A 12,162-nucleotide genomic window follows, 5' to 3' on the forward strand; every position below is an offset into this window, starting at 1 on the left:
TCCACAACATCGCCAACCGCTTCGTCTCGAACAACGACAAGATCATCTTCGCGATCGCGACCCCGGCCGCCCAGGCTGTCGCCACCGTTGCGAAGAACACCCCGATCGTCGCCACGGCCGTCACCGACTTCGTCGCGGGCCGCCTCGTCAAGTCTGACGCGGCTCCCGGCGGCAACGTCACGGGCGTCTCCGACCTCGGCCCCGTTGAAGCGCAGTTTGACCTCCTGATGAAGCTTGTCCCGGCCGGCACGAAGACGATCGGCACGATCTACAACTCGAGCGAGATTAACTCGGCCTACCAGGTCGAGATTCTCAAGAAGGCCGCCGCCGCCCGCGGCGTCGAGGTCCTTGAGGCCACGGTCAGCAACGTCAACGACATCCAGCAGGCCGTCGCGAGCCTGAAGGACAAGGTCCAGGGCCTGTGGCTCCCGACCGACAACGTGATCGCGAGCGCCATTCCCGCGCTTGCCAAGGTCGTCAACCCCGCCAAGCTCCCGGCCGTCGCCGGTGAGATGGGCATGGTCGGCGCCGGCTGCCTCGGCTCGATCTCGGTCGACTACTACGAGCTCGGCAAGATGACCGGCCAGATGGGCGCGGACATTCTCGAGGGCAAGAAGCAGCCCGCCACCACCCCGGTCGAGCACGTCAAGACCGGCGTCCCGGTCTTCAACCTGCAGACCGCCAAGGCGATCGGCATCACGATCCCCGAGGAACTCCTCAAGGGCGCCAAGCTGTTTGAATAGCGCCTCCGCCTGAGGGGCGCCGCGCCTGAAATAGAGCGGAGCGTTTCAGCGGATCCTTCCGAAGGGTCCGCGGAGCGCTCCGTTTCTTTTTTTCGGGGTCCCGGGTCGCCCCGGCGGGACATCCCCTTTAGAATCTCTGAGTTTTTTCACCCACCTTTCCACCTAGAAAACAAATCGGAACAGGGTCTCTCACAAGTCCGGGAGCCTGACTCCGGTGCGTACCTAAAAAGGAAGCTTCGATGCTCGATCTCATCATCTCAACCGTCGGCCAGGGCCTTGAGTGGTCCGTACTGGCGCTCGGCGTTTTTCTCACCTTCCGCATCCTTGACATTGCGGATCTTTCCGTCGAGGGCACCTTCCCGCTCGGGGCCGCGGTCGCAGCGACCTGCATCACGACCGGCATGGGGCTTCCCATGGCGTTCCTCCTCGCCCTCATCGCCGGCGCGCTCGCAGGCGCCGTCACGGGCTTTCTCACGACGCAGCTCAAGATCCCGGCGCTGCTCGCCGGCATTCTCACGATGATCGGCCTCTACTCGGTCAATCTGCACGTGATGGGCAAGTCGAACATCGGCCTGCTGCAGGACGAGACGGTCTTCACGATTCTTGAGACGGGCTTCGGCCTTCCGGTCTCGATCTCGGCGCTCATCGTCGGCCTCGTCTTCGCCGTGATCGTCGCCGTCATCATCTACTGGTTCTTCGGCACCGAACTCGGCACGGCGATCCGCGCCACCGGCTTCAACCAGCAGATGGCCCGCGCCCAGGGCATCAACACGAACACCATGATCGTGCTCGGCCTCGTCATCTCGAACGCCCTCGTCGCCCTCTCGGGCGCCACGGTCGCGCAGGCCAACGGCTTCGCGGACGTCGGCATGGGCGTCGGCACCATCGTGATCGGCCTCGCCTCGGTGATCATCGGCGAGGTGCTCTTCGCGCCGAAGTCCTTCAAGACCTGCCTCGTCGCCGTGATCCTCGGCTCGATCGTCTACCGTCTCGTCATCGCCTTCGTGCTTGAGATGGGCATGCCGCCGAACGACCTGAAGCTCTTCACCGCGGTGCTCGTCGCCTTCGCGCTCGCGCTTCCGCTCATCAAGGCCAAGCTCGCGGGCCTCACCCGCCGCGCCTGATAAAAAGCGACACGAAGGAGTAACAGCAATGCTTGAAATCAAGAACGTTCACAAGACCTTCTTCGCCGGCACGGCCAACGAGAAGAAGGCGCTCCGCGGCGTCGAATTCACGCTCGAGGACGGCGACTTCTGCACCGTCATCGGCTCGAACGGCGCGGGCAAGTCCACGATCCTCAATGCGATCGCCGGCGTCTTCCCGATCGACAAGGGCGAGATCGTCATCGACGGCATCAACATCACGAAGATGCCCGAGCACAAGCGCGCCGCCTTCATCGGCCGCGTCTTCCAGGACCCGATGCGCGGCACGGCCGCCGGCATGATGATCGAGGAGAACCTCGCCATCGCCGACCGCCGCGGCCAGAGGCCGACGCTCCGGTGGAGCGAGCGCGCCGACCGCACGGAGTACTTCACGAAGCTCGTCGCCTCGCTCGGCCTCGGCCTCGAGGAGCGCATGACCGCCCACGTGGGCCTGCTCTCGGGCGGCCAGCGCCAGGCGCTCACGCTGCTCATGGCGACGCTCGTCCGCCCGAAGCTCCTGCTCCTTGACGAGCACACCGCCGCGCTCGATCCGAAGACCGCCGAGAAGGTGCTCACGATCACGAACCGCATCGTGACCGAGCAGAAGCTCACGACGCTGATGATCACGCACAACATGCGCGACGCGCTGCGCTTCGGCAACCGCCTGATCATGATGCACGACGGCCGCCCCATCCTCGACGTGAGGGGCGAGGAGAAGGCGAAGCTCACCGCCGTTGACCTGCTGCAGTTCTTCGAGAAGGCGGGCGACGGCGTCTCCGACAAGATGATGCTCGCCAAGTAATCAGCTGCAAGAGCCTCACGGAAGAAGCGCGGATCGCCTCACGGGCCCGCGCTTTTTCCATCTCTCATGTGCCTCGGGACATGTCTGCGTCACGGTCTTTGACGCCGCCTTGACGCCGTTGCGCGAGAATGACGGGCGAACGTTTTCAAACTGCCCGCCCGCGTCTCCCATGTCCGCCGAAACCGAAAAACCGAGCCGCCCCCTCATCCCCCGCACCGTCTGGGCGCTCGGGTTCGTGAGCCTGCTGATGGATGTCTCCTCCGAGATGATCCATGCGCTGCTCCCCATCTTCATGGCGGGCACGCTCGGCGCGAGCGCGATGATGATCGGCCTCGTCGAGGGCCTCGGCGAATCCGCGGCGCTCATCGCCAAGGTCTTCTCAGGTGTTCTCGCCGACCGCTTCGGGCACCGCAAGCTCCTCGTTCTCATCGGCTACGGCCTCGGCGTCCTCTCGAAGCCCGTCTTCGCGCTCGCGGACCAGATCGGCGTCGTGCTCGCCGCGCGGTTCTTCGACCGCATCGGCAAGGGCGTGCGCGGCGCGCCGCGCGACGCGATCGTCGCCTCCGTGACCCCGAAGGAGATCTGGGGCGCGGCCTACGGACTCAGGCAGTCGCTCGACGCCGCGGGCGCCTTCGCCGGGCCCGCGCTCGCCACGCTCTGCCTGCTTTTCTTCACCGACGACCTGCGCACGATCTTCTGGCTCGCGCTCATCCCGGGCGCGCTCTGCATCCTCACGATCATCCTCGGCGTCGAGAACGCCGACGGGCCGACGGGAAAGCCCGCGAAGGCCGCGCCCTCGGGATTCATGGACTTTCTCAGGATCTCGTCGCCCGCCTTCAGGCAGGTGGTGATCCTCGGGGCCCTCTTCTCGCTCGCGCGCTTCTCGAACGCCTTCCTCGTGCTGCGCGCCGCCGACTCGGGGATCCCGACCGCGGCGGTGCCGATGCTCGTGGTCGGCATGAACGTCGTCTACTCGCTCTCGTGCTATCCGATCGGGAAGCTCGCCGACCGCATGGAGCCGGTGCACCTGCTTGGGATCGGCCTCGTCGCGCTAGCCGCGGCCGACGCGGTGCTCGCGCTCTTCGCAACGCCCGCCGGGGTGCTCGCCGGCATGGCGCTCTGGGGGCTCCACCTCGGCGCCACGCAGGGCGTCTTCTCGCTCCTCATCGCGGAGAGCGCCCCGGAGGAGAAGCGCGCCACGGCCTTCGGCATCTTCAACTTCGCCTCCGGTGCCGCGATCCTGCTCGCGGGCCTCTGCGCCGGGTTCCTCTGGGACCGCATCGGTGCCGAGGCGACCTTCTGGGGCGGCGCGGTCTTCGCCCTCGCGGCGCTCCTCTTCACGCTGAGGCTGCGCCGGAGTGAATCTCTCTGATCAGGCGCGGTCCTTCAGGAGCCCGTGGATGCGCCTGAGGCCCTCCTCGAGCATCGAGCGCGGGCAGGCGAGATTGAGCCGGATGAAGCCGTCGGAGTTGCTCACGAACATGTCGCCGCCCTCGAGCAGCACGCCCGCGTGGTCGGCGAAGAGGCGCGGGATGTCCCCGACGCCCTTCAGGTATGCACTCGCATCCACCCAGGCGAGGTAGGTGGCCTCCGGGATGCGGAATTTCGCCTTCGGGAGCTTCTCGGCGAGGAAGTCCGCGGTGAAGCGGAAATTGCCGTCGAGGTAGGCCTTGAGCGCCTCGAGCCATTCGTCCCCCTCCTCGTAGGCGGCCTGCGTCGCGGCGAGCGAGATTGGGTTGTCGAAGTTGTAGTGGCGGGCGTTCCAGACGGCGCGGAGCTCCTCGTTCGGAATGACGATGTTCGAGAGCATGAGGCCGGCGAGATTGAAGGTCTTCGAGGCCGCCATGCAGGTGATGATGCGGTCGTTATCGGGAAAAAGCTTCGCCATCGGCGTGTGGCGGAGTCCGGACCGGAGCAGGTCGCAGTGGATCTCGTCGGAGATGATCCAGAGGCCGTGGCGCCCGCAGATTTCGGCGACGCGCCTCAATTCCTCCCCGGTCCAGACGCGGCCGGTCGGATTGTGCGGGTTGCAGAAGATCATGAGCTTCACAAGCGGATCGGCGGCCTTCTTCTCGAGGTCCTCGAAGTCGATCGTGAACCGCCCCTCGGCGTCGCGCACGAGCGGGCTTGCGACGCACCCGCGGCCGTGGAAGTCGGCGGCGTACTTGAAGTACGGGTACGAGGGCGTGAGGATCAGCACCTTTTCGCCCGGCTTCGTGATGTAGCCCGTGAGTTCGTAGAGCGTCGGCACGACGCCGTTCGAGGTGACGAGGTGCGACTTCTCGCAGTGCCAGCCGTAGCGGCGGTCGCACCAGCCGGCGAAGGCCTCGTAGTAGGCCGGGTCGAAGGCGCGCGAGTAGCCGAAGATGCGGCGGTCGAGACGGCGGCGCATCGCGTTGATCACCACCTCGGGCGCGGCGAACTCCTGGTCCGCCACCCACATTCTCACGAACTCCTCGTCCCTGTACGGGAACTTCATCGTTCCGTCGTCGTGGAAGATGTACTGGCGGAAGCCGTCTGTGTTGAGGCTGTTGGAGTTCCGGCGGTCGATGATCTCGTCGAAGTCGTAGGTCATGGCTTTCTCATCGGGAAGGAGGTGGAAGGAGGCGGCGGGCTCGGGTGCCGAGCCGGACCGTGCTGCTGAAGGTTATCCGACCTTCCGTGAGAAAGCGAGGCGGAGCGTCTTGAGAGAGGCTCCTCGGAGCGCTTCGGGAACTGAGTTTCCGGGCGTTCCGCTCAGGCGCGTTCCCTGAGCGCCTCGTGGATGCGGCGGAGAGCCTTCTCGAGCATCGACCGCGGGCAGGCGATGTTGAGACGGATGAAGCCCGCCGCGCTGTCGGTGAACATGCCGCCGCCCTCGAGAAGCACGCCCGCGTGCTCGGCGAAGAAGCGCGTGACGTCCGCGACGCCCTTGAGGTAGGCGCTTGCGTCCACCCAGGCGAGGTAGGTCGCCTCCGGGATGCGGAACTTCGCCAGCGGGAGATTCTCGGCGAGGAAGTCCGCCGTGAAGCGAAAGTTCCGGTCGAGATAGTCCTTGAGGGCCTCGAGCCACTCGTCGCCCTTCTCGTAGGCGGCCTGCGTGCCGGCGAGCGAGATCGGATTGTCGAAGCTGTAGTGACGGGCGTTCCAGACGGCGCGCAGTTCCTCGTTCGGGATCACGATGTTCGCGATCATGAGGCCGGCGAGATTGAAGGTCTTCGAGGGCGCCGTGCAGGTGATGATGCGGTCGTTCCCGGGGAAAAGCTTCGCGAGCGGCGTGTGCCGGCCCCCTTTTCGCAGCAGGTCGCAGTGAATCTCGTCGGAGATGATCCAGAGGCCGTGGCGCTCGCAGATTTCGGCGACGCGCCTCAGTTCCGCCTCGGTCCAGTCGCGGCCCGTCGGGTTGTGCGGGTGGCAGAGGATCATGAGCTTCACGAGCGGATCGGCGGCCTTCCTCTCGAGGTCATCGAAGTCGATGGAGAAGCGCCCCTCGGCGTCGCGCACGAGCGGGCTCGTCACGAACCCGCGGCCGTTGAGGTCCGCGGCGACCTTGAAGTCAGGATAGGAGGGGGCGAGCGAGAGCACCTTCTGACCGGGTTTAGTGATGTATCCGGTGAGTTCGCAGATCGCCGGCACGACGCCGTTCGCGGTGACGAGATGCCTGCGCTCCGCGTGCCAGCCGTAGTGACGGTCGCACCAGCCTGCGAAGGCTTCGTAGTAGCCCGGGTCGAAAGGGCGGGAGTAGCCGAAGATGCGGCGGTCGAGGCACCGTCTCATCGCGTCGATCACCGCCTCGGGCGCGGCGAACTCCTGATCGGCCACCCACATCCGCACGAGCTCATCGTCCCCGCACGGGAACTGCATCGTCCCGTCGTCATGAAGCACGTACTGGCGGAAGCCCTCGTGCTTGAGGCTGTTGGTGTTCCTGCGGTCGATGATCTCGTCGAAGTTGTACGGCATGGTGCTCTCAGTTCCGATTCGAGGGAATCCCCGGGAGGCCCGGCCGCCGCGGCCGGACCTCACGGGAAAGATCGGTTTTTTCAGAGATCACGCCTGCGTGAGCGGCCGGGAGCTTCCAGCCGTCCGGGCGTCATTCTCTCTGAGGCTGAGGATCATACTCGCGGACGTTCCTCCTGAACTGTCCGTCAGGCGCGATGCCATCCCGTGTTTGAGCGAATGCCGTGATGTCGCTCGGTCCGGGCACATTCCGCGCCGCCGGTCCGTGCGGCCGCCGGGGCGCGGTTTACAGACTGATGCCGTCGAGAAGCTCCGTGAACTGTTTCAGGTTATGCACGCGCAGCTTGTGATAGATGTTGTTGCGATGGCCCTGGACGGTGCGCTCGGCGAGCGACAGGTGCTCGGCGATGTCGCGGTTGCTGAGGCCCTTCGCGAGCAGACACGTGATCTCGCGCTCCCGCGGGCTCATCTCGTCGATCACGGCGATGATGGCGTCCCCGGAGAGGCTCCCCGAGGCCTCGGCGACGCTGATCGAGACCGCGGCCTCGATCGCGGTGGTGAGGGCCGCGGCGTCGACGGGCTTCTCGAGGAAGTCGAAGGCGCCCATCTTGAGCGTCCTCACGGCCGTGGGCACGTCGGCGTGGCCCGTGACGAAGATGATCGGGAGCGTGAGCTTCATCTCCTTCATGCGGGCCTGCAGCTCGAGCCCGGACATGCCGGGCATGCGGATGTCGAGGAGCACGCAGCCGGGCGGCACCGAGCTGTAGCCCTTCAGGAAGTCCTCGGCCGTGGCGTAGGCGACGGTCTTCCAGCCCTTGCATCCGAGCATGAAGGAGAGCGCGTCGCGCACCTCCTCGTCGTCGTCGACGATGCGGATCAGCGTGCCGTCGGTGAGTTTCTGAGTCATTTTTATATGTTTTTCTGAGGGTTGTGAGAGGCGCGCTCACGCGAGGGGAAGCGTGACGCGTGCGATGACGCCGCCCTTCGGGCGCTGCTCGAAGGTGAGGTGGCCGCCCGAGGCCTCGGCGATCGCCGTTGCGATCGGGATGCCCAGGCCCTGGCCGGCGCTCTTGCTTGTGATGAGCGGTGTGGTGAGTTCGCTGAACTCCTTGTCGCTCAGCACCCGGCCCGTGTTCGCCACCGAGATCACGATGTTGGCGAGCGTGTCCGGGGCCGGGGAGGCCGTGATGCGCACGGCGGGCTTCTCAGGGCTCTCCTTCGCATGCGTCGAGGCCGCGTCGAAGGCGTTCTTCAAGAGGTTGCTGAAGAGAAGTTCGAGCTCGAGCGCGTCGCCCTTGGCCTGGACGTCCACGAGGCCGGCGATCGAGAAGTCGACGCCGTCCGTCACGTCGGTCGAGATGCTCGAGAAGACGCGCTCGATGGTGTCGACGAGCATCACGGTGTCGTCGCGCTTCGTCTGGTTCTTCGAGTACCCGCGCACGCGCTCGACGATGCTGCGGGTGCGCGCAAGTCCCTTGACGATGCCCGCGCGGCTCATCTCGAGGAGCTTGAGGTCGGGGTGGTCGGTCGAGAGGATGTCCTTCATGCCCTCGGCGTAGTACTGCACGGCGGCGAGCGGCTGCGCGAGCTCGTGGGCGATGAGGTTCGAGAGCTGCCCGACGATCGTCGCCTTCTGCATGCGCTCCATGCGGCCGCGCAGCTCATTGATGCGGACCTGCGCGGCGCGTTCCTCGGCGATCGAGGCGCGCAGCTCCGCCGTGCGCTTCCTCACGAGGTACCCGACGCGCCAGCTGTGGAAGACGAGGCCGAGGAGCAGAAGCGCGGAGAGCACGCAGATCTCGGGGTTGTCCTTCATCCACTGCTTGATCGTGGGCTCGCGCAGGTAGGCGTAGTTCTCGATCTTGAGCTCACGGTAGAGACGGTTGACGGGCCTCAGGTCGGTGGCGACGCCCCACTTGTGGCCCGGGGCGATCTCGGGCATTGAGAGGAGGGTCTTCGCGATGATGTGCGCCGCGCCCGGCGCCGAGCCCTCGAGCACCGAGACCATGATGTTGGGGTAGGTGCGCGAGGTGTGCTCGCAGTGCAGCGTCGGGTCCTCGCGGGGCTCGATCACGCGGTAGCGGGCCCGCACCTCCGGGGGCTGGCCCTCAAGCCAGCAGGCGCGCACCATCGCGACGTCGGCCTCCTTGCGGTCAAGGAGCGCGGCGATCGACTCGTTCTCGCTGTCGCCCGTGTAGTGGATGCTGCCGAAGAAGTGCTCGGGGTCGAAGCCGCGCACGGCGATCTCGCCGAGCCCCGTGCGGTAGCTCATGAAGGCCGTGACATAGCTCGCCGAGAGGCGCGTGCCTTTGAGTTCCGCGATCGTATGGAACCGGTCGTCGTCGCTTCGCACGAGAAAGGCCGTGGCGACGCCCGTGTTGGGGTTGGGCTGCAGCTTCGTGATGAGCGTGGCGAGCTGCACGACGCCGTGCTTCTGCATGCGCATCGAGAAGCCCGAGCTCGCGATGAAGACGTCGATCTCGCCCTCTTCGATCTGCCGCTGCAGCTCCTTCCAGGCGATGCGCGGGTAGATCTCGACGGGGTAGGGCGCGAAGGCCTGCCGGATCACCTCGAGCGTGCGGTGAAGCGCCTTTGTGGTCTCCGGTGTCTCCCAGAGCGAGATGATGCCGACACGCAATGGCTTTGACTGATAGACCTTCTCTGTCGCACCGGAGATGCCGTCGAGCACCGCCTCGCGCGGCGAGACCGGCCCGGTGAATGTGAGGAGCGCGAGGGAGACGAGGGCGGCGGCAAGGGCGGTGCCCGTGCGCCGCGGGCTTCGTGACGGCATGGGAAAAGCGGTTTTCGGTTGTGCTGGAATAGCGGTCAGAGTCATTGACCCATTTGTATTCTAGGGATTTTTATTGGATTCTGAACAGTTTTCAGTATCAGAGGAGGAGAACGGCCGGGGAGTGTCTCGCGCCTTTTTGATGACTGTCAGGTTACTCGAGTAATCCGGGTGAAAAGATGCAAATCAGTTCGAAGGGACCGATTCGTGACATGTGGTGACCAGCAAAAGGTGAACGGATCCCACCCGTTTCACCGGTCACAGGCACGGCGGCCCCGCAAGGACTGACAGAGAACGAAGGCGTCCGACAGGAAAAAACACATGCGAGACGCCTCGCACCAAAGACAAAAACGGAGAAAAGTACCATGGCAACCAATCTTTCGCGCCGTTCCTTCATCGCGGGTTCGGCCGCCGTCGGCGGCATGATGTTCGGCATGTCCGGCAAGGCCGCCGCGTCGAACATCCCCTCGAAGTGGAATTTCGAAGCTGACGTGATCGTCGTCGGCGCCGGCGCCTCCGGCATCCCGGCCGCCATCCGCGCCGCCGAGGCCGGTCACTCGGTCCTCGTCGTTGACGCCAACTACGACATCGGCGGTCACGCCATCATCTCCCAGGGCAACACGGCTCTGGGCGGCGGCAACGCCCACCAGAAGAAGTACGGCATCAAGGACGATCCCGAGACCGTCTTCAAGGACCTCACCGACTGGTCCGTGACGCTCCCGAACGGCTTCGCCGACTATCGCTTCAACGACCGCGACATGCAGCGCATGCTCGCCGACGAGATGGTCCCGACGTATGACTGGCTCGTGAAGATCGGTGTGCCGTTCCTCGACAAGGCCCCGGACAACGCCGGCGCCTACGCCACCGGCTGCTCCGCCCCGCGCGAGCTGCACTTCAACTGGACGAAGGGCGCCTCGCTTGAGGCTCCTGCCGGCACGAAGGGCACCGTCCTGATGCGCGCTCTCGAGGATGCCGCCCGCAAGGCCGGCGTGAAGTTCCTCATGAACTTCTACATGGACGAGATCGTCGCCGACGAGAAGGGCCGCGCGATCGGTATCCGCGCCCACCGCACCCCGAAGATCCTCCCGGACGGCACTGAGCTCAAGGGCTTCCGCGCCTCCGAGGACGTCGTCTGCACCGAGAAGGAAATCGCCGTCAGCGCCAAGAAGGCCCTCGTCATCGCGACCGCCGGCTACACCGACAACGTGGCCTTCCGCCGCATGGTCGACCCGCGCCTCACGGCCGAGTTCGCCTCCGCCGCCTGCGAGTACTCGCCGCAGGATGCCTCCGGCACCCTCGCCGCGATGAAGCTCGGCGCCGGCCTCTGGGGCCTCACCAACGCCTACACGGAGCGTCCGATCTCCCTCACCCGCGGCGCCGTGATCGGTGTGCGCGACACGTACCTCCGCTGGGCTCCGGAATCCCCGATCTTCCCGCTCGTCAAGCACACGGGTGTGTCGCTGCGTGACTGGCAGAACGCGATCGTCGTCAACTGGTGCGGCAAGCGCTTCTTCGAGGAGACGTCGTCCGCCGGCCTCACCGCCGACAGCCTGAAGAACACCTCCTACGGCTCCGCGAACTCCACCCGCGGCCTGATGGACGGCACCAACGGCAACTTCTTCAAGGACAAGGCCGAGAATCCGTACGTCCAGGGCGACTACAAGAACATCGCGCGCACGAAGTACAACCCGATCAACTTCATCGCCGCTGCTCTGCAGATCAACGAGGGCTCGCATGCGCCTGACTGGTCGGCCGGCCCGCAGTGGGCGATCTTCGACTCCGAGGCTGTGAAGCGCGAGCGTATGCACACCGACGAGAAGTCCGTCGATCCGCAGTACTTCTTCAAGGCCGACTCGATCGAGGAACTCGCCGAGAAGATCAACACGAATCCCTGGATGTCCCACAAGATGGACCCGAAGGCGCTCGCCGAGACCGTCGCGAAGTACAACTCGTACGTCGACCAGGGCAAGGATCCGGACTTCGACAAGCCCACGCCGAAGCACAAGATCGAGAAGGGCCCGTTCTACGCCGCCTGGACGTCCGTGACGCTGCACGACTGCTACTGCGGTCTGCATGTCACGAACCACTGCGAAGTCCTCACGTGGGAAGGCGAGAAGATCCCGGGTCTGTACGCCACCGGTGAAGTCACGGGCGGCTCGTCGATGCACGGCCTCTCGCGCGGCCTCGTCCAGTCGTACGTCCTCGGCAAGGCTCTCGCCGCGCTGAAGTAATCAACCAGGAAACAGGAGACCAAGAGCCATGATCAGGAAGGCCCCTCTCATCGCCATCGCTGCGATGACTGCTCTCATGGCTCTCTATCCGGTGCCCGAAGCCGCCGCCGCTGACCCTCAGCAGTGCCTGATGTGCCACGGCGGCAACTTTGACGCCCTTAGAGAGCAGACCAAGAACTGGAAAGACGAATTCGGCGACCAGATCCAGCCTCATCAGTACCTCGACCCGAACGCCGCGAACCCGCATGCGGGGGAGAAGGTCGTGCCGGACTGCGAAGGCTGCCACCAGGCCCATCCGTTCCCCATTCCGAAGGACTACAAGCGCGAGCCCGCGTCCTTCTCGATGTGCTACGGCTGCCATCACATGGAAAACTTCCAGAAGTGCTCGGACGCCGGTTGCCATGAGAAGTGATTGTTCCTCGAGCTAGGAACCCCCGGTCCTCCCCCGAAGGACATTCATATAATTCTCTCCTTTGTGCTTCCCGGAACCTGTCAGAAACGATGGGTTCCGGGATTTTTT

General features: G+C 65.2%; 10 protein-coding genes. 6 read left to right on the forward strand and 4 right to left on the reverse strand.

Annotated elements, in window-relative coordinates; all coding sequences use genetic code 11:
* The 4 genes from Q4F91_RS10545 to Q4F91_RS10560 all read left to right on the forward strand — a co-directional run.
* The coding region (locus tag Q4F91_RS10545) for an ABC transporter substrate-binding protein (protein WP_303337492.1) at window positions 1–743 on the forward strand (743 nt) is incomplete at its 5' end.
* Window positions 744–982: 239 nt separating this feature from the next.
* Window positions 983–1,867 carry an ABC transporter permease gene (locus Q4F91_RS10550; RefSeq protein WP_303337494.1) on the forward strand — a complete coding sequence of 295 codons (885 nt, stop codon included), beginning with the start codon at window positions 983–985 and terminating at the stop codon, window positions 1,865–1,867.
* 28 nt (window positions 1,868–1,895) lie between these two features.
* Window positions 1,896–2,687, forward strand: coding sequence for an ABC transporter ATP-binding protein (locus Q4F91_RS10555; RefSeq protein WP_303337496.1), 792 nt, complete (start codon window positions 1,896–1,898; stop codon window positions 2,685–2,687).
* 169 nt (window positions 2,688–2,856) lie between these two features.
* A complete protein-coding gene (locus tag Q4F91_RS10560; protein WP_303337498.1) occupies window positions 2,857–4,059 on the forward strand; it encodes an MFS transporter in 1,203 nt (400 codons plus the stop codon).
* Here the strand turns inward: Q4F91_RS10560 and Q4F91_RS10565 are convergent, their stop codons facing one another.
* The 4 genes from Q4F91_RS10565 to Q4F91_RS10580 form a co-directional block, all read right to left on the reverse strand.
* Window positions 4,060–5,262 (reverse strand): MalY/PatB family protein, encoded by a 1,203-nt coding sequence (locus Q4F91_RS10565; RefSeq protein WP_303337499.1) that lies wholly within the window; start codon window positions 5,260–5,262, stop codon window positions 4,060–4,062.
* Window positions 5,263–5,423: 161 nt separating this feature from the next.
* Window positions 5,424–6,626 carry a MalY/PatB family protein gene (locus Q4F91_RS10570; protein ID WP_303337501.1) on the reverse strand — a complete coding sequence of 401 codons (1,203 nt, stop codon included), beginning with the start codon at window positions 6,624–6,626 and terminating at the stop codon, window positions 5,424–5,426.
* Between the two features lie 283 nt (window positions 6,627–6,909).
* The gene (locus tag Q4F91_RS10575) at window positions 6,910–7,530 is read right to left on the reverse strand and encodes a response regulator transcription factor (protein ID WP_303337503.1); all 621 of its coding nucleotides are present in this window, start codon (window positions 7,528–7,530) and stop codon (window positions 6,910–6,912) included.
* Between the two features lie 36 nt (window positions 7,531–7,566).
* Window positions 7,567–9,414, reverse strand: a complete 1,848-nt coding sequence (locus tag Q4F91_RS10580) for a PhnD/SsuA/transferrin family substrate-binding protein (RefSeq protein WP_303337505.1) — start codon at window positions 9,412–9,414, stop codon at window positions 7,567–7,569.
* Between the two features lie 362 nt (window positions 9,415–9,776).
* On the opposite strand from Q4F91_RS10580, the gene Q4F91_RS10585 reads away from it, so the two are divergent.
* Both Q4F91_RS10585 and Q4F91_RS10590 read left to right on the forward strand, forming a co-directional pair.
* The gene (locus tag Q4F91_RS10585) at window positions 9,777–11,642 is read left to right on the forward strand and encodes an FAD-binding protein (protein WP_303337507.1); all 1,866 of its coding nucleotides are present in this window, start codon (window positions 9,777–9,779) and stop codon (window positions 11,640–11,642) included.
* 28 nt (window positions 11,643–11,670) lie between these two features.
* Window positions 11,671–12,054, forward strand: coding sequence for a cytochrome c3 family protein (locus Q4F91_RS10590; RefSeq protein WP_303337508.1), 384 nt, complete (start codon window positions 11,671–11,673; stop codon window positions 12,052–12,054).
* Window positions 12,055–12,162 lie beyond the last annotated feature (108 nt).

Origin of the sequence: Sutterella sp. (genome assembly GCF_030539355.1) — a bacterium.
In the GTDB taxonomy this organism is placed as follows: Bacteria; Pseudomonadota; Gammaproteobacteria; order Burkholderiales; family Burkholderiaceae_F; genus Sutterella.

Coding starts and splice junctions, on each gene's coding strand:
- Q4F91_RS10550 (WP_303337494.1), top strand. CDS start 983: ATGCTCGATCTCATCATCTCAACCGTCGGCCAGGGCCTTGAGTGGTCC.
- Q4F91_RS10555 (WP_303337496.1), top strand. CDS start 1,896: ATGCTTGAAATCAAGAACGTTCACAAGACCTTCTTCGCCGGCACGGCC.
- Q4F91_RS10560 (WP_303337498.1), top strand. CDS start 2,857: ATGTCCGCCGAAACCGAAAAACCGAGCCGCCCCCTCATCCCCCGCACC.
- Q4F91_RS10565 (WP_303337499.1), bottom strand. CDS start 5,262: ATGACCTACGACTTCGACGAGATCATCGACCGCCGGAACTCCAACAGC.
- Q4F91_RS10570 (WP_303337501.1), bottom strand. CDS start 6,626: ATGCCGTACAACTTCGACGAGATCATCGACCGCAGGAACACCAACAGC.
- Q4F91_RS10575 (WP_303337503.1), bottom strand. CDS start 7,530: ATGACTCAGAAACTCACCGACGGCACGCTGATCCGCATCGTCGACGAC.
- Q4F91_RS10580 (WP_303337505.1), bottom strand. CDS start 9,414: ATGCCGTCACGAAGCCCGCGGCGCACGGGCACCGCCCTTGCCGCCGCC.
- Q4F91_RS10585 (WP_303337507.1), top strand. CDS start 9,777: ATGGCAACCAATCTTTCGCGCCGTTCCTTCATCGCGGGTTCGGCCGCC.
- Q4F91_RS10590 (WP_303337508.1), top strand. CDS start 11,671: ATGATCAGGAAGGCCCCTCTCATCGCCATCGCTGCGATGACTGCTCTC.